At 70.5% G+C, this 15,720-nt stretch carries 16 protein-coding genes and 1 tRNA gene; 15 read left to right on the top strand and 2 right to left on the bottom strand.

Annotation, left to right across the window (positions count from 1 at the left end; all coding sequences use genetic code 11):
* Nucleotides 1–127 precede the first annotated feature (127 nt).
* Nucleotides 128–700 (top strand): RNA polymerase sigma factor, encoded by a 573-nt coding sequence (locus ACSC1Q_RS25635; protein ID WP_436761226.1) that lies wholly within the window; start codon nucleotides 128–130, stop codon nucleotides 698–700.
* Nucleotides 687–1,628, top strand: coding sequence for a hypothetical protein (locus tag ACSC1Q_RS25630; protein WP_436761225.1), 942 nt, complete (start codon nucleotides 687–689; stop codon nucleotides 1,626–1,628). Before ACSC1Q_RS25635 ends, ACSC1Q_RS25630 begins: the two co-directional genes overlap by 14 nt.
* A gap of 71 nt (nucleotides 1,629–1,699) precedes the next feature.
* On the opposite strand, the gene ACSC1Q_RS25625 is transcribed toward ACSC1Q_RS25630, so the two are convergent.
* A complete protein-coding gene (locus ACSC1Q_RS25625) occupies nucleotides 1,700–2,719 on the bottom strand; it encodes an adenosine deaminase (RefSeq protein ID WP_436761224.1) in 1,020 nt (339 codons plus the stop codon).
* 108 nt (nucleotides 2,720–2,827) lie between these two features.
* On the opposite strand from ACSC1Q_RS25625, the gene ACSC1Q_RS25620 reads away from it, so the two are divergent.
* The 3 genes from ACSC1Q_RS25620 to ACSC1Q_RS25610 all read left to right on the top strand — a co-directional run bounded on the left by ACSC1Q_RS25620 (nucleotide 2,828) and on the right by ACSC1Q_RS25610 (nucleotide 7,676).
* Nucleotides 2,828–3,031, top strand: a complete 204-nt coding sequence (locus tag ACSC1Q_RS25620; RefSeq protein ID WP_436761223.1) for a hypothetical protein — start codon at nucleotides 2,828–2,830, stop codon at nucleotides 3,029–3,031.
* Between the two features lie 491 nt (nucleotides 3,032–3,522).
* Entirely contained in the window at nucleotides 3,523–5,640 is a 2,118-nt protein-coding gene (locus ACSC1Q_RS25615; protein WP_436761222.1) for an ATP-binding protein, read from the top strand.
* Nucleotides 5,637–7,676: an ATP-binding protein gene (locus ACSC1Q_RS25610; protein ID WP_436761221.1), complete on the top strand. Its 2,040-nt coding sequence runs from the start codon at nucleotides 5,637–5,639 to the stop codon at nucleotides 7,674–7,676. The genes ACSC1Q_RS25615 and ACSC1Q_RS25610 overlap by 4 nt, the downstream gene beginning before the upstream one ends.
* A gap of 133 nt (nucleotides 7,677–7,809) precedes the next feature.
* Here the strand turns inward: ACSC1Q_RS25610 and ACSC1Q_RS25605 are convergent, their stop codons facing one another.
* On the bottom strand, nucleotides 7,810–9,015 hold the full coding sequence (locus ACSC1Q_RS25605) for a pyridoxal phosphate-dependent aminotransferase (protein ID WP_436761220.1): 1,206 nt from the start codon (nucleotides 9,013–9,015) through the stop codon (nucleotides 7,810–7,812).
* A gap of 245 nt (nucleotides 9,016–9,260) precedes the next feature.
* On the opposite strand from ACSC1Q_RS25605, the gene ACSC1Q_RS25600 reads away from it, so the two are divergent.
* From ACSC1Q_RS25600 to ACSC1Q_RS25555, 10 genes are all read left to right on the top strand, one after another.
* Nucleotides 9,261–9,333 (top strand) — tRNA-Trp (locus tag ACSC1Q_RS25600).
* Nucleotides 9,334–9,408: 75 nt separating this feature from the next.
* Nucleotides 9,409–9,657, top strand: a complete 249-nt coding sequence (gene secE, locus ACSC1Q_RS25595) for a preprotein translocase subunit SecE (protein ID WP_329089906.1) — start codon at nucleotides 9,409–9,411, stop codon at nucleotides 9,655–9,657.
* 76 nt (nucleotides 9,658–9,733) lie between these two features.
* On the top strand, nucleotides 9,734–10,522 hold the full coding sequence (gene nusG, locus ACSC1Q_RS25590; RefSeq protein WP_329089908.1) for a transcription termination/antitermination protein NusG: 789 nt from the start codon (nucleotides 9,734–9,736) through the stop codon (nucleotides 10,520–10,522).
* Nucleotides 10,523–10,668: 146 nt separating this feature from the next.
* Entirely contained in the window at nucleotides 10,669–11,100 is a 432-nt protein-coding gene (gene rplK, locus ACSC1Q_RS25585; protein ID WP_329089910.1) for a 50S ribosomal protein L11, read from the top strand.
* A gap of 174 nt (nucleotides 11,101–11,274) precedes the next feature.
* On the top strand, nucleotides 11,275–11,988 hold the full coding sequence (rplA, locus tag ACSC1Q_RS25580; RefSeq protein ID WP_436761219.1) for a 50S ribosomal protein L1: 714 nt from the start codon (nucleotides 11,275–11,277) through the stop codon (nucleotides 11,986–11,988).
* A 143-nt stretch (nucleotides 11,989–12,131) separates the two neighbouring features.
* Nucleotides 12,132–12,962 (top strand): SCO4651 family lipoprotein, encoded by an 831-nt coding sequence (locus ACSC1Q_RS25575; RefSeq protein ID WP_436761218.1) that lies wholly within the window; start codon nucleotides 12,132–12,134, stop codon nucleotides 12,960–12,962.
* 312 nt (nucleotides 12,963–13,274) lie between these two features.
* Complete coding sequence (gene rplJ / locus ACSC1Q_RS25570; RefSeq protein ID WP_350943256.1) at nucleotides 13,275–13,799, top strand: 50S ribosomal protein L10; 525 nt, start codon at nucleotides 13,275–13,277, stop codon at nucleotides 13,797–13,799.
* An 84-nt stretch (nucleotides 13,800–13,883) separates the two neighbouring features.
* Nucleotides 13,884–14,270 (top strand): 50S ribosomal protein L7/L12, encoded by a 387-nt coding sequence (gene rplL / locus ACSC1Q_RS25565; protein WP_350970963.1) that lies wholly within the window; start codon nucleotides 13,884–13,886, stop codon nucleotides 14,268–14,270.
* Nucleotides 14,271–14,549: 279 nt separating this feature from the next.
* The gene (locus tag ACSC1Q_RS25560; protein ID WP_436761217.1) at nucleotides 14,550–15,074 is read left to right on the top strand and encodes an Rv1363c family protein; all 525 of its coding nucleotides are present in this window, start codon (nucleotides 14,550–14,552) and stop codon (nucleotides 15,072–15,074) included.
* Complete coding sequence (locus ACSC1Q_RS25555) at nucleotides 15,071–15,595, top strand: hypothetical protein (protein WP_436761216.1); 525 nt, start codon at nucleotides 15,071–15,073, stop codon at nucleotides 15,593–15,595. The genes ACSC1Q_RS25560 and ACSC1Q_RS25555 overlap by 4 nt, the downstream gene beginning before the upstream one ends.
* Nucleotides 15,596–15,720: the final 125 nt, after the last annotated feature.

The raw sequence follows: 15,720 nt of genomic DNA, 5'->3' as shown, positions 1-15,720 counted from the left end.
GCCCTGTGAGGCCGATTCGGACGCGGCGGTCGCCTGTGCCCTCCACTGACCGTCGGAGACACCCGTCCCCGACCGGCGATTCCGATCTTGCCCGCGGACAGGGACTTCCGCAAAAGGCTCGTATGCGGTGGAATCTCTCACGACATCCGCGAAGGAGCCCCCGACGGACGACGACGAGGCGATCACCCGGTCGCTCGCCGGTGACCTGGAAGCCTATGAGGCGCTGGTCACCCGCTACAGCGCGCTCGCGCACCGGACCGCGGCCATGCTCGGGGCCGCCGACGAGGCCGAGGACGTGGTCCAGGAGGCGTTCGTCAAGGCGTACCGCCACCTGGCCTCCTTTCGCAGGGACGCGCACTTCCGCCCCTGGCTGCTGCGGATCGTGGCCAACGAGACGCACAACCTGACCCGCTCCCGCGGACGCCGGGAGAGGCTGGCCGTGCGGCTCACCGAGACCGTTCCCGCGCAGGGTGAGGGGCCCGAGGAGGCGGCCGCCGCGGCGGACCAGAGGGCCCGGCTGCTCGACGCGGTGCGTACGCTGCCCGAACGGGAACGCGAGACCGTGGTCTGCCGGTACTTCCTACAGCTGTCGGAGGCCGAGACCGCCCAGGTGCTCGACCTTCCCGTCGGTACCGTCAAGTCGCGGACCTCCCGCGGCCTGGCCCGTCTGCGCGAGGAGGTGGCCCGTGACCTCACCTGACGACCTCGAAGCCCAGCTCCTCGCCCTCGGCGAGCTCCTCGACGTCCCGTCCCCGCCTCCCGCCCGCGTCGCGCGGGCCGTACGGGCCCGCCTCGAACCACCGCTCGCCCCCGAGAGCCCAGCCTCCGAGAGCCCGGCCCTTGAGACACCGGCACCGGCGGCGAGCCCCGGGACACCGCCTTTTGAAACACCGGCACCGGCACCGGCTCCCGGGACAACGGCCCCCGAGACACCGGCGCCGGTCCCCGGGATTCCCGCTCCCGGGACGCGCGTCCCCGAGGCGCCCGCGGTCCCCGGCGGTCCCGGAGCGCTCCGGCGCGGGTGGAAGACGCTCCGGGCCGGCGGCCGGGCGCGTCGGCGGGCGGCGGTCGCCGCCGTCGCGATCCTCGTCGCCCTGCTGCTGGGAGCGACACCCGCGGGAAGGGCCGCGGTCACGGAGATCCTGCGCTTCGCGGGGGTCGAGTTCAGGACCGGCGGCCCCGGGCCGCTGCCCTCGGGGGTGCCCCAGCCGCTGCCCGGAGAGCGGCGGGTCACCCTGGAGCGGGCACGGGAGCAGGTGGCGTTCCCGATCTCCCTCCCGGCCGCGCTCGGCGATCCCACCGAGGTCAGGGTGAGTGACGGCGGCAGGGTGGTGTCACTCTTCTGGCCCGGCCTCAGACTGGACGAGTACGACGGCAGCCTCCATCTCGTCTTCCGCAAGGAGCTCGGCCCGCCCTGGCCGCAGGAGACCGGCGTGGGCACCGCGAAGGCGCAGTGGATCCCGGTCCACCACGGCCTGACCTACCTGCCCAGGAGCGGTGGCCAGGCCGCGATCCGTCCCCGTCCGGCCGGGCCCACCCTCATCTGGCAGCGGGAACGGGTCGGCCTGCGCCTGGAGGGCGTCGGAGAGCTCGGCCGCGCCCTGGAGATCGCCCGCTCGGTCCGCTGACACAGGCCCGTCGCGCCGAGGCACCGACGGCCGGCGGGTCGCACGACGCGTCACGGCCGGAGCTCACCCGTTCAGCCCGCCGGTGCCAGCCAGTCGTCGATCTCCTGGAGAAGCTTCTCGCGCACGTCGTCCGGAGCCGCCGACGCCCGTACCGACTGGCGGGCCAGCTCGGCCAGCTCCGGATCGGAGAAGCCGTAGACCTGCCTGGCGAGCTCGTACTGGGGCAGCAGCCTGGCGCCGAACAGCAGCGGGTCGTCGGCGCCCAGCGCGATCGGCACCCCCGCCTCGAACAGGCGCCGCAGCGGCACGTCCTCGGCGTGCTCGGCCACCCCGAGACCGACGTTGGACGTCGGGCAGACCTCGCAGGTGATCCCCCGGGCCGCGAGGCGCTCCATGAGCCTGGGCGACTCGGCCGCCCGCACCCCGTGCCCGACCCGGTCGGCGTCCAGCACGTCGACGCACTCGGCCACGCTGGCCGCGCCCAGCAGCTCCCCGCCGTGCGGCACCGCCAGCAGCCCGGCGCGCTTGGCCAGCCGGAAGGCTCCGTCGAAGTCGCGGGCCCGGCCGCGCCGCTCGTCGTTGGAGAGCCCGAACCCGACCACGCCCTGGTCCATGTAGTGCGTGGCGAGGCGGGCGAGCGTCTTGGCGTCGAGAGGGTGGCGGGTACGGTTGGCGGCCACCACGACGGCGATCCCTATCCCCGCGTGTTCCGCCGCCTTGCGCGTCGCGTCGAGCATCAGCTCCATGGCCGAGGTGAGCCCGCCGAACTTCGACGCGTACCCGGAGGGGTCGATCTGGATCTCCAGCCAGCGCGACCCCTCGGCGGCCTCGTCCTCGGCGGCCTCGCGCAGCAGCCGGTAGACGTCGCTCTCCCGCTGCAGGACCGAGCGCGCGATGTCGTACAGCCGCTGGAAGCGGAACCAGCCCCGCTCGTCGGTCGCGCGCAGCTGGGGCGGCCAGTCCTCCTCAAGCGCGTCGGGAAGGTGTAACCCGTGCTCGCGGGCGAGCTCGACGAGGGTCGAGTGCCGCATGGAGCCGGTGAAGTGCAGGTGCAGGTGCGCCTTGGGCAGTTCGCTGAGGGGACGTGGCATTTCAATATGGTGCCGTACCTTGGGCGGCCCCGATCGACGGCCCCGGAGTTTTTGGTCCCGACCTGACGCTCCGCCGTGCGCAGGGGAGGGCGAAAGGGGACCTCGCCGATGACGGAAGAGGGCGAGGCGGCCTCCGAAGAGTTCCCGGCCGCGCGGAGCACGGCGTCGCCGCGCACCGCGATCCCGATCCGTGGCGCGTCGCCGTACGACGCGGAGAACCTGGTCCAGAACGCGCTGGAGAAGATCTACCCGGAGACAGGGCCGGCCCGGGATCGGGGAGGTCGCCGGGGGAGAGTCGTCATCACCGGGTGAGACCGGACGTGCCGCTCACCGGGACGCGGGAGAACGGAGATGCGAGAGAACGGAGATGTGAGAGAACGGGGACGCGGGAGAACCGAGATGCGAGAGTGGGGACACGGGGAAGGGAACGCGGGGAGGGGAACGCGGGAGAACGAGAGCACGGAAGGGCAGGGGACCCTCCGACCGGTCAGAGCCGTCCGACCGGCCAGGGACCCTCCGGCCGGGCCGTCCGTTCGGGGTGTCAGGCCGAGGCGTCCGGCCAGGGTGTCCGGCCCGGCTCCGAGGTCGTCCCGTTGATCCTTCCCGGTGTTTCAGCAGGGCTTTTCCCAATTGCCCATTTATAGGTTTTAAGGTGTTATTTCGGACGCGTGTTGCCGGGTTCAGGGCACACCCGTCCATATCCCATCCCCCGTTATATCGAGGAAATTTAGGAAACGGGCTTTCAGTGGACCATGTCTCCGTGCGACCGTGGAGGCACACGTTGTCAGGACGCTGGGGCTGCCATGGAAGCGGACGTCTTCGTCGGCAGGGAAACAGAACTCGCCGACGTATCCGCGCTGCTGGAAAGGGTCCGGCACGTCACGCTGACCGGTCCCGCCGGGGTCGGGAAGACCTGTCTCGCCCTGCGGCTGGCCGGCACCCTCGAACCCGCGTTCCCCGGCGGCGTCCACGTCGTGGAGCTGTCGGAGGCGCCCACCGACCTCGACTCCCTGGCCGAGACGCTCGCCGACGCGATCGGCGTCCGCCGCAGGCCGGCCACCCCCGCGCTGCGGGCCCTGGTCGACGAGTTCCTCGCGCGCCGGACCCTGCTCGTCCTCGACACCTGCGACCGTGTCGTCGGCACCGCGGGCATCCTGGTCGGGCTGCTGCTTCGCTCGGTCGAGGGGCTGCGCGTCCTGACCACCAGCAGGCAGCGGCTGGGCCTGCCCGGCGAGCACCTCTACCCGGTCGGCGGCCTGCCCGACGCCGACGCCGTCCATCTGATCACCGCCCTCGCCGGTGACAGGCTCGGCGGCACCGATCCGGCCGAGCTCTGCCAACGCCTCGACAACCTGCCGCTGGCGATCCGGCTCGCCGTGGCCGACGGTGCCCCCAGTGGCTCCGACACCCTCGACGGGCTCGCCGCCGCCCTCGACGGCCGCCTGATCTCCACCGCCGGGCTCGCCGCCTTCGACGGCCACGTGACCTCGCCCGACGAGCTCGCCGCGGCCCTCGAAGGCCGTACGATCCCCGCGGCCGAGCGCGAGATCCACGCGGAGAGGACCGGCGCCACCCCGCGCGGGCGGGCCGCCGCTCCCCGGCGGCACAGTTCCATGCGCGTCGCCCTCGGCTGGAGCCACGAACTCTGCACACCGCAGGAGCGCCTCCTGTGGGCGCGGGCCTCGGTCTTCGCCGGCACCTTCGACATCGAGGCCGCCGAGGAGGTCTGCGCGGGCGGCGCCCTCGCCGTCAAGGACGTCCTCGACGGACTGCTCGGCCTGCTCGACAAGTCCGTCCTCGTCCGCGAGGAGGGCGAGGGCGGGGTCCGCTACCGCCTGCTCAACACCGTCCGCGAGTTCGGCGTGGTCTGGCTGGAGCGGCTCGGCGAGACCGACGAGATCCAGCGCCGCCACCGCGACCACTTCCTCGCGCTGTCCGCGCGCGCCGAGATGAGCTGGCAGGGCCGCCAGCTGGAGTGGTACCGCAGGCTGGTCCTCGAATGCGGCAACATGCGCGGCGCCATCGAATACTGCTACTCCCGCCCGGCGGAATACCGCAAGGGCCTCGACCTGGTCGGCAACCTGTGGTTCCTGTGGGCGTGCTGCGGCATGCAGGCACCCGGCGACGACCTCCTCCAGCGCGGCCTCGATCTCGACCACACCCCCAGCCCCGAGCGGGTCAAGGCCCTCTGGGTGCACGCCTGGGTCTCGATCCAGCGCGGCGACCTCGAACGCGCCGAGCGCATCCTCACCGAATGCGCGGCCGAGGACGCCGACGGCTACGCCACGGCCTACGTCAGCCAGTTCCAGGCCCACCTGGCCGTCGTCAGGGGCGACGTGGTCGAGGCCCTGCGGCTCATCAAGCACGCCAGGGTGCGTCACCGCTCCACCGGCAACGTCTTCCCCGGCTTCCTGCCCACCTACACCGTGGTCGCCACCGCCATGATGCTCGCCGGCCACCACGAACAGGCCGTCGCCGTCCTGCGCGAGGGACGCGAGCTCTGCGAGTCCTGCGGCGACTACTGGACGCTCATCCGCCTCGACCTCCTCCTGGCACAGGCCGAGCACGCCCTCGGCAACATCGACTCCGCCGTCGAGTTCGCCTGCGCCTCCCTGCGCGGAGCCCGCCTGTTCGGCGACAGCATCTCCCTCATGGAGTCGCTGGAGGTGTTCGTCGTGATCGCCGAGGCGTGCGCCGACGACACCTTCGCCGCGGTCATGTTCGGGGCGTCCCGCGCCGCGTGGACGAGCGCCGGCGTACCGCCCAGCCGCTCGCCCATGATCGCGAGCCGGATCCGCGCGGCCGAGCTGAGGCTGCGCGGGCGCATGGGCAGGGCGGAGTTCGACCGGCTGGAGGCGCGGGGAGGTTCGATCAGCCTGCGCGACGCCGTGGAACACGCACTCCAGGGAGACTTTTCTTGACGCGCTGCGGCAACCTGCCGGCCGAGATGAACAGTTTCGTCGGCCGCACCACCGAGCTCGACGAGATCGCGAAACTCCTCACCCGGACGCGCCTGCTCACCCTGCGCGGCCCCGGGGGCGTCGGCAAGACGCGCCTGGCCCTGCGGGCCGCGCGCGACGTCCGCGACGACTACCCCGACGGCGTCTGGGTGGCCGAGCTCTCCGCGGAGACCGAGGGCGGCCTGCTCATCCACGGCGTCGCCGGGGTGTTCGGCCTGCACACCCAGGCGGAGCGCCCCGCCCTGGAGTCCCTCATCGAGTATCTCGCCGACCGGCGGCTCCTCATCGTCCTCGACACCTGCGAGCACCTGGTCGACTCCTGCGCCGCCATGGTCGTGGCCGTCCTGACCGGCGCGCCCGACGTGCAGATCATCGTGACCAGCCGCCAGGAGCTCGGCCTGCCGCTGGAGGTCGTCATGGTCGTCGAGCCCTTCCCCGCCCCGCCGCCCGAGGCCGCCGACCTCGCCGGCCACGACGCGCCGAGCCTCTTCCTCGACCGGGCCAGGGCCGTGGCCCCCGGGCTGCGCACGGACGGGCGGGCCATGATGGCCGTCGCCAGGCTCTGCCGCAGGCTCGACGGCATGCCGCTCGCCATCGAGCTGGCCGCCAGCCAGATGCGCGGCCTGTCTGCGACCCAGCTCGCCGACCAGCTCGACGTCCATTTCAAGTTGCTGGCCGACGGCGAGGGGCTCCTCGTCCGCCACCAGACCCTCCGCACCGCCGCCGGCTGGAGCCACGAGCTGTGCACGCCCGCCGAACGCCTGCTCTGGGCCCGCCTGTCGGTCTTCCCCGCCGCCTTCGACACGGAGGCGGCGCGCGGCGTGTGCGAGGACGAGCGCCTGCCCGACGTCCCCGGGGTCCTCACCGCGCTCGCGGCCAAGTCCGTCGTCGCCCGCGTGGGCGACCGGTACCGCCTGCTCGACACCATCAGGGACTACGGGCGGGACTGGCTCGCCGAGCTGGGCGAGAGCGACCTGATGGCCCGCAGGCACCGCGACCACTACCTGTCCGCCGCCCGGCGCATGGGCGCCGAATGGTGTGGCCCCGACCAGCTCGAATGGGCCTGCTGGGCGCGCGGGGAGCTGCCCAACATCCGCGCGGCCCTCGACCGCTGCCTCAGCACGGGCGACCACGGCGGCGCCCTGGAGCTGGCCGGGGCCCTGTGGGTGCTCTGGTGCCATCTGGGGCTCGTCAGGGAGGGCCGCCACTATCTCGACCGCGCCCTGGCCGCCGCCCCCGTCACCGACCGGGCCAGGTCCAGGCCGCTCTGGGTCGCCGCCCACCTCGCGCTCATCCGGGGAGACATGGCCCTGGCACGCAGCAGGGCCGAGGAGGGCGTCGAGAGCGCCCGGCGGCACGGCGACGCCGACGCCGAGGCACACGCCCTCCTCGCCCTCGCCGAAGCCCGCCTGTTTACCGGAGACCTGGACCTGGAGGGCGCGCGGGCGTACGCGCGGCGCGTGGCCGACGGGCTTGACCCCACCTCGCCGGGGGCGCTCTTCCTGCCCTCCTTCCTCGCGATGGCCGCCATCTTCGGCGGCGACTTCGACGAGGCGGTGCGGGTCCTGCGCGAGGCGCGCTCCCGCCACGAGGCGCGGGGGGAGCTGTCACAGCGCGCCATGGACGACTACGTCCTCTCCCTGGCCCTCTTCGGCCGGGGGGACGTCGCGGCGGCCTCCGCGGCGGCCAGGGCGGCGCTGGAGGTCAAATGGCGGCTACGGGACACGGTCGGCAGCGTCCTCGCCATCGACCAGCTCGCCAGGATCGCCGCCGCCGTGGAGGACGGGCACCGCGCGGCCTGGCTCCTGGGAGCCGCGCACCGCATCTGGACGACCTTCGGGCCGCCCGCCACCGAGGCCGACACCCTGGCCGCGCTCCGCGAGACCGCCGGGGCCCGCGCCGCGTGCCTGATCGGCGAGACCGCCTACGCGCGGGCCTTCAACGAGGGCGCGGCCGCCCACTTCGAGGGCGCCGTGACCTACGCCCTGCGGGACTGACCGCACCGAGGCTGCCGAGACCGCCGTGGCCGCCGGGGCTCACGCCCCGACGAGCCCGAGCCCCGCCCGGCGCGCGGAGGCCGTACGCGTAGGGAGATCGTGGCCCGGCCGGCCGGACGGGGAGCCGTCGTGCTCAGCCGGCCTGGCCGAGGAACTTGGCGAGGCGGCTCACGCCCTCGGCGAGGTCGTCGTCGCCGAGGGCGTAGGACAGGCGGAAGTAACCCGGGGTGCCGAAGGCCTCACCGGGGACGACCGCCACCTCGGCCTCCTCCAGGATGATCTCGGCCAGCTCGGCGGAGGTCGCCGGGCGCCCGCCGCCGAACTCCTTGCCCAGCAGCGCCTTGACCGACGGGTAGGCGTAGAACGCGCCCAGCGGCTCGGGGCAGAGCACGCCCGGGATCTCGTTGAGCATCCGGACCATGGTCCGGCGGCGCCGGTCGAAGGCGGCGCGCATCTCCGCCACGGCCGACAGGTCGCCGGTGACGGCGGCGAGCGCGGCGGCCTGGGCGACGTTGGAGACGTTGGAGGTGGCGTGCGACTGCAGGTTGGACGCGGCCTTGACGACGTCCTTGGGGCCGATCAGCCAGCCCACCCGCCAGCCGGTCATCGCGTAGGTCTTGGCGACGCCGTTCAGGACCACGACCTTGTCGCCCAGCTCGGGGACGACGGTGGCGATGCTCGCGAACGTCGCGTCGCCGTACGTGAGGTGCTCGTAGATCTCGTCGGTGACGACCCACAGGTCGTGCTCGACGGCCCAGCGGCCGATCTCCGCGACCTGCTCGGGGGTGTACACCGCGCCGGTCGGGTTGGACGGGGAGACGAAGAGGAGGACCTTGGTGCGGTCGGTGCGCGCCGCCTCCAGCTGCTCCACGCCCGCCAGGTAGCCGGTGGTCTCGTCGGTCACCACGTCGACCTGGACGCCGCCGGCGAGCTTGATCGCCTCGGGGTAGGTCGTCCAGTAGGGGGCGACGACCAGGACCTCGTCACCCGGGTCGAGCAGCGTGGCGAACGCCTCGTAGACGGCCTGCTTGCCACCGTTGGTGATCAGGACCTGGGCCGCGTCCACCCGGTAGCCGGAGTCGCGGAGCGTCTTGTCGGCGACGGCCTGCTTCAGCTCGGGAAGGCCGCCGGCCGGGGTGTACTTGTGGAACCGGGGGTTCCGGCACGCCTCGACGGCCGCCTCGACGATGTAGCCGGGAGTCGCGAAGTCCGGCTCGCCGGCGCCGAAGCCGATGACCGGGCGGCCCGCCGCCTTCATCGCCTTGGCCTTGGCGTCCACGGCGAGCGTGGCGGACTCGGAGATCGCGGAGATGCGCGCTGAGATGCGAGGACGGGTCATACATCCATGGTTACAGACCTGTGCCGATGTTTCCGCCGCGTATCCACCATGCGGACGACACCCCCGCAAGCCAGGCGAACACCGGAAAAAAGCCTCTGAGCTGGACGATCGTCAACCGGTTCGACGCGGTGGCCATTCACACGTAGACTCCGGCATGTTCTTTCCGCCGCATGCGTGAACCGGCGGTCAAGACCGTGAGCCACGGACAAACTTCGGTCCAACCGATGTATGGTGGTTCATGTCTTAGGGCACTAGCGCAATTGGTAGCGCACCGGTCTCCAAAACCGGCGGTTGGGGGTTCGAGTCCCTCGTGCCCTGCTAGGAGCGGTCCGCGCATCAGGCGTCCAGCGCGCCGCTTATGTGCGTTGGACTCGACGGATTCAGGTGAGGACTGTGGCGATCGACACGCGCGGCGAAACCGCAGACAAGCCGAGCGGTGAGAAGAAGACTAAGCGCACTTCTCCCGCCCTTTTCTACCGGCAGGTGGTCGCAGAGCTGCGTAAGGTCATCTGGCCTACGCGCAAAGACCTCATTTCGTACACCATCATCGTCCTGGTCTTCGTTCTGATCATGGTCGGGATCGTGTCGGCTTTGGACGCGCTGTTCACCGAGGGCGTGCTGAGAATCTTCGGCGGAGCCTGAGCCGCGGTCTCTCTCCAGCGGGCCAGCGACCCCGCGGACGAGTCCACAAGCCATCGACGAAAAGAGAAAGAGCACCGTGTCCGAGTCTGCACAGTCGGCCGGCGAGTCCCGCGAAGAGCGCGAGGACGAGCTGGAGAAGGCCGTCGACGTCACCGAGGATTCGCTTGACGAGTCCGACGGGCAGGACGTCGACGCCGAAACCGACGCCGACGCCGAAACCGAGGCCGAGCAGGCCCCGGCCGGCGCCGTCGACGAGGACGGTGACGTCCTTCCCGACGTCGACCCGGTCGAGGAGTTCAAGCGACACCTGCGGAGCCTGTTCGGCGAGTGGTACGTCATCCACTCCTACGCCGGCTACGAGAACCGCGTGAAGTCGAACATCGAGACCCGCACGCAGTCCCTCAACATGGAGGACTACATCTTCCAGGTCGAGGTGCCCACCCACCATGTGACCGAGATCAAGAGCGGCAAGCGCCAGCTGGTCAAGGAGCGGGTGCTGCCCGGCTACGTGCTGGTCCGGATGGAGCTCACCGACGAGTCCTGGTCCGCGGTGCGTAACACGCCCGGCGTGACCGGTTTCGTGGGTCTTTCCAACAAGCCGAGCCCGCTGAGCCTCGAAGAGGTCGCCAAGCTGCTCGCGCCGGAGCCCTCGGAAGAGGTCAAGAAGTCCACCGCGAAGGCCTCCGCCGCGACGGTCGACTTCGAGGTCGGCGAGTCCGTCACCGTCATGGACGGCCCGTTCGCCACGCTGCCCGCCACGGTCAGCGAGATCAGCGCCGAGTCGCAGAAGCTCAAGGTGCTCGTGTCGATCTTCGGTCGCGAGACCCCGGTCGAGCTCTCGTTCAACCAGGTCTCGAAAATCTAAACCGGTCGCGTAGACTTCACCAGTCTGCCCCGCGGTCGCGGGGATTGTTCCACGTCCACGGCACCGGTCAAGGTGCGCTCGCCGTGGGTCCCGCTGTCGCGGGGATCTGGAACATCGTTCAGAGAAGCAAGGACCCGGAGAGAAGCATGCCTCCTAAGAAGAAGTTCGCCGCGCTGGTCAAGGTCCAGCTGCCCGCCGGCCAGGCCACGCCCGCGCCGCCGGTCGGTACCGCCCTCGGCCCGCACGGCGTCAACATCATGGAATTCGTGAAGCAGTACAACGCTGCCACCGAGGCCCAGCGCGGCAACATCATCCCCGTCGAGATCACCATCTACGAGGACCGCACCTTCACCTTCGTCACGAAGACGCCCCCGGCGCCTGAGCTGATCAAGAAGGCCGCCGGTGTCGCCAAGGGTTCGGCCGTCCCGCAGAAGGACAAGGTGGGCAAGCTCACCAAGGAGCAGCTGCGCCAGATCGCCGAGACCAAGATGCAGGACCTCAACGCCAACGACGTCGCCGCGGCCGAGAAGATCATCGCCGGCACCGCCCGGTCGATGGGCATCACGATCGTCGACTAGCACCGTCCGCCGTACGGCCCGGCGGCGATCTCGTGGCGGCGAACCGCTTCCGCGAGACCGGCGAGGACCGGCGGCGAGCGCGATCCCGATCGCGCGAACCATCCAACGTCGAAGTAAGTGGAGGGGCCTGCGCAGGCCCGTACCACGGACACTCGGATCCACAGGAGTGAGCAAGTGAAGCGCAGCAAGGGATACCGCGCCGCGACGGCGCAGGTCGACCGCGAGACCCTGTACAGCCCGGCCCAGGCGGCCAAGCTGGCCAAGGACACCAACGTCGCCAAGTTCGACGCCACCGTCGAGGTGGCCCTGCGGCTGGGCGTCGACCCCCGCAAGGCCGACCAGATGGTCCGCGGCACCGTCAACCTCCCGCACGGCACCGGCAAGACCGCCCGGGTCCTGGTCTTCGCGACCGGTGACCGTGCCGAGGAGGCCCGCGCCGCGGGTGCCGACATCGTCGGTGCCGACGAGCTGATCGACGAGGTCGCCAAGGGCCGCCTCGACTTCGACGCCGTCGTCGCCACCCCGGACCTCATGGGCAAGGTCGGCCGTCTGGGCCGCGTGCTCGGCCCCCGTGGCCTGATGCCGAACCCCAAGACCGGCACCGTGACCCCGGCCGTCGGCAAGGCCGTCACCGACATCAAGGGCGGCAAGATCGAGTTCCGTGTCGACCGGCACGCGAACCTGCACTTCATCATCGGCAAGGTGTCCTTCGGTGAGCGCCAGCTCATCGAGAACTACGCCGCCGCCCTCGACGAGGTGCTGCGTCTCAAGCCGTCCGCGGCCAAGGGACGCTACGTCAAGAAGGTCGTCTTCTCCACGTCCATGGGCCCCGGCATCCAGGTCGACCCCAACCAGACGCGGGCGCTGACCGCCGAGCTCGACGCCTGATAGCAGACGTCTTCCGAGGAAGGCCTCAACCGAATGGCCATTCGGTTGAGGCCTTTCTTCGTTCTCCCGGACGACGCGCCCGGCTTTGCCGACGCGTAGTGTCGTAAGTCAGGATCATCGGGGGAAGAAAGGGTGAAGACGAAATGCGCCGATTGGCTCCCGTAGTTGCACTGGGAGCGGCCGCGCTCGTCGCGGTCGCGGGATGCGGTGCACAGGGCACCGGTTCCCTCGGAAACGTAAAACTCGCCGCGGCGGACGCGGTGCAGCAGAGCGCGCAGAAGGCCGAGGAGGTCACCTCCTACTCCGCGGACGTCGTTCTCGACGCCAGCGGCGGCGAGAAGGGGTCGGGCAAGATCCAGGGCAGCATGCTCTACCAGAGCAAGCCCCAGCTGGCCACGGACATCAGGCTCGACACGATCACCTTCGGCGGGCAGAACGTGCCCGGCGGGGCGCGGGCCATCCTGTCGGGTGACACGGTCTACGTGAAGTCGGAGCTCGTCAACAGGTTCGCCGGCACCACCAAGCCGTGGACCAAGGTGTCGCTCGGCGAGCTCGACGCCAAGGGGCAGTCCGAGATCAGGAAGTTCATGGACCAGGCCCAGCAGTTCGACCTGGCGGGCACCGTCAAGCTGCTGACCGCGTCGAAGGACGTCAAGGCGGTCGGCACCGAGACGGTCGGCGGGGTCGACACGACGCACTACAGCGGCACCTTCCCGGTCGCCGAGGCCGCCCAGCTGATCGACCCGGCCAAGCGCGAGAAGCTCCAGGAGCAGCTCTCGCAGGCCAAGAACGTGAAGTTCGACCTCTGGGCCGACGCCCAGAGCCTGCCTCGCAAGGTGACGCTCAGCGGCGCCGAGAAGGAGGCGACGTTCAACCTGACGGCGCTCTTCAAGGGCTTCAACGAGCCCGTGGAGATCACCGCTCCGCCCGCCGACCAGGTGGGCGACCTGCCCGAGCACCGCGGCGGAAACTGACGTTTCCCCGAGTTCCGCGCCCCCGGCCCACCGGCCGGGGGCGCGAGCCTTTTCCAGGGTCCTCCGTCGAGACCGGCCCGCGAGTTGGCATCCGGGACGACAGGACGTATGCTGTCAACGCCGAAGACCGCCGGTCGTCGTCAAGCCGCATGGCCTGACGACTTAAGGATCCACGTCAGTGGACGGCCCGCGCAGGTTGTGATGTGAGTTTTCATCTGGACTAACCTCCTCATGTGAGCCCCGTGCGCCTGCGCCGGGGCTTGTTCGCTTTCCTGGGCCCTTTGCCCCGGCGGCACATCTGGAAGGAGGCCCATGGCGAAGGCAGAAAAGGCAACGGCTGTCGCTGAGCTGAAGAGCAGCTTCGACGGCTCCAATGCTGCCGTTCTGACCGAATACCGCGGTCTCACCGTCGCTCAGCTCAAGCAGCTGCGCGTTTCCCTCGGTGAGAATGCGAAGTTCGCCGTGGTGAAGAACACGCTGACCAAGATCGCGGCCACCGAGGCCGGGTTCAACCAGCTCAACGACCTGCTCGCGGGTCCGTCGGCGATCGCGTTCGTCAACGGCGACGTGGTCGAGGCTGCCAAGAGTCTGCGTGACTTCGCCAAGGCCAATCCCCTCCTGGTCATCAAGGGCGGTGTCGTCGACGGCAGGTCGATGACGCCGGACGAGATCAGCAAGCTTGCCGACCTCGAGTCGCGTGAGGTTCTCCTCGCGAAGCTGGCCGGCGCACTGAAGGCGAAGCAGGGCCACGCGGCCGCCGTCTTCAACGCGCTGCCCACCAACATGGCTCAGCTGGCCGAGGCCCTGCGCGCCAAGCGCGAAGGCGCCGGCGAGTAGGTCCGCGCAGGCGGTCACAGGGGATTAACGCAAACCGCGGTCCCGACTTTCTTAAGTAGTTCAGATCCGTATGGAGGAACCATCATGGCGAAGCTCAGCACCGACGAGCTGCTCGACGCTTTCAAGGAGATGACTCTCCTTGAGCTGTCCGACTTCGTGAAGCTCTTCGAGGAGACCTTCGACGTCAAGGCCGCTGCCCCCGTCGCCGTCGCCGCCGCCGCCCCCGGTGCGGCCGCTGTCGAAGAGGTCGAGGAGCAGGACGAGTTCGAGGTCATCCTCGAAGGCGCCGGCGAGAAGAAGATCCAGGTCATCAAGGAGATCCGCGCCCTGACGAGCCTGGGCCTCAAGGAGGCCAAGGACCTCGTCGACGGCGCTCCCAAGTCCGTCTTCGACGGCAAGGTCAACAAGGAGCAGGCCGAGAAGGCCAAGGCCGCCCTTGAGGGCGCCGGCGCTTCGGTCACCGTCAAGTAGTTCGTCTCACCGGAAAGAGCGGGTCCACCTGGTGCCGGTGGCCCGCTCTTTTCGTGTTTCCGGGCTCGGCCGGTTCGTACGCGCTCAGGCGGGCCGGGGCGAATTTCGTACGCGCTCAGGCTGGGCGTGGGGAAATGGCCCGAGGCATGTGCGCGAAGGCCGTTATGCGGATCTGCGCGGCGGGTTATGATCCGGCGATCGGGGAGCATGCCGTCCCGGGCGGCGAAGCGGTCGCGCTCGCCGGCCAGCGTTCCGCGGACCGTGCGATGGGAGAGACGCATGGCAGACGCCACCCGCCCCCGTCGCTCGCGTCGCTCCCGCCGCCCGCTCAGGATCGCCGGGCCGGTGCTGGGGGTGCTGATCGTGGTGCTGCTCGCCGCCGCGTTCTGGGTCGGTGCCACCCTGCGCGACGCCCAGACGGCCGCTGACGACAGGCAGGCGGCGCTGCGGGCCGCGGGGGCCCACGCCGTGTATCTGCTCTCTGTCGGCTACAGGAGCGTCGACGACGACATCGGGCGCATCCTCGGCACCTCCACGGGAGCGGCCAGGGCCGAGTACGTCAGGACCGCCGCGGAGCTCAAGAAGAGCACGGTGAAGGACAAGATCCTCCAAACGGGCGCCCTGCGGGCCTCGGGGCTGGTCTCGCTGCGGGGGAGTACGGCCCAGGTGATGGTGGTGGGCGACGCGGTGGTCCGGCGGGACGGGAGCGAGGACGCCCCGCAGGCGCGGTTCTACCGGTGGAACATGGAAGTGACCAAGGTGGGGGAAGCCTGGCTGGTGTCCAGGGCGGAGCTGGTGCTGTGAGACGCGCCTCCCGGCTGGCGACCGGGCTCATGGTCGCCGTCGCGCTCGCGCTCGCGGCGGCCGTCTGGATCATGTTCACCGACCTGAGCCGGTTGCGCGCGGACGAGACGGCGGGGGTGGAGGCGCTCGCCGCCGCCCGTGCGGTCGCCCCCGACATGCTGTCGTACGACTATCGTACGATCGAACAGGATTTCGCAAGAGCGGGCGGATACACCACCGGGGCGCTCAGCCTGCACTACCGGCAGCTGGCCAGGAGCATGGCTCCGCAGGCGAGGAAGCAGAAGACGGTGCAGCAGGCCGCGGTGACCGGGGCCGGGGTGGAGTCGGTGGAGTCGGGTGATTTCGGCAGGGTCGAGGTGCTGCTCTTCATGAGCATGAGCACCGTCAGGACCCCCGAGGGCGAGAAGGAGCCCCGCCGGGTCGTGAGCCAGAACCGGGCCAGATTCATCATGGTCAAGAAGGATTCCCGCTGGCTGGTCTCGGAGCTGTCCACGCTGCTCGGAGACCCTCCGCCACCTTGATCGGCGTGTCGCTTTACCCAATTGTTAGTAAAGGCTTGGTTTAGGTTGGGCGCGCGGTTGGGTACATCGGCCATGGCAGCGTCGATCGTCAGTCGATCCCTCGGCTAGCGTTCGATCCGCCGGGT

Source organism: Streptosporangium heterodermiicola, assembly GCF_051390675.1.
Taxonomy (GTDB): domain Bacteria; phylum Actinomycetota; class Actinomycetes; order Streptosporangiales; family Streptosporangiaceae; genus Streptosporangium.
Note: the sequence above shows the minus strand (reverse complement) of the source record. Positions and strands in the feature narration are given on the sequence as shown.

What these genes read in the sequence shown, in the direction of transcription:
- ACSC1Q_RS25625 (WP_436761224.1), bottom strand. Translation starts at nt 2,719, where the DNA reads ATGCCACGTCCCCTCAGCGAACTGCCCAAGGCGCACCTGCACCTGCAC.
- ACSC1Q_RS25620 (WP_436761223.1), top strand. Translation starts at nt 2,828, where the DNA reads ATGACGGAAGAGGGCGAGGCGGCCTCCGAAGAGTTCCCGGCCGCGCGG.
- ACSC1Q_RS25615 (WP_436761222.1), top strand. Translation starts at nt 3,523, where the DNA reads ATGGAAGCGGACGTCTTCGTCGGCAGGGAAACAGAACTCGCCGACGTA.
- ACSC1Q_RS25605 (WP_436761220.1), bottom strand. Translation starts at nt 9,015, where the DNA reads ATGACCCGTCCTCGCATCTCAGCGCGCATCTCCGCGATCTCCGAGTCC.
- rplK (WP_329089910.1), top strand. Translation starts at nt 10,669, where the DNA reads ATGCCTCCTAAGAAGAAGTTCGCCGCGCTGGTCAAGGTCCAGCTGCCC.
- ACSC1Q_RS25575 (WP_436761218.1), top strand. Translation starts at nt 12,132, where the DNA reads ATGCGCCGATTGGCTCCCGTAGTTGCACTGGGAGCGGCCGCGCTCGTC.
- rplJ (WP_350943256.1), top strand. Translation starts at nt 13,275, where the DNA reads ATGGCGAAGGCAGAAAAGGCAACGGCTGTCGCTGAGCTGAAGAGCAGC.
- rplL (WP_350970963.1), top strand. Translation starts at nt 13,884, where the DNA reads ATGGCGAAGCTCAGCACCGACGAGCTGCTCGACGCTTTCAAGGAGATG.
- ACSC1Q_RS25560 (WP_436761217.1), top strand. Translation starts at nt 14,550, where the DNA reads ATGGCAGACGCCACCCGCCCCCGTCGCTCGCGTCGCTCCCGCCGCCCG.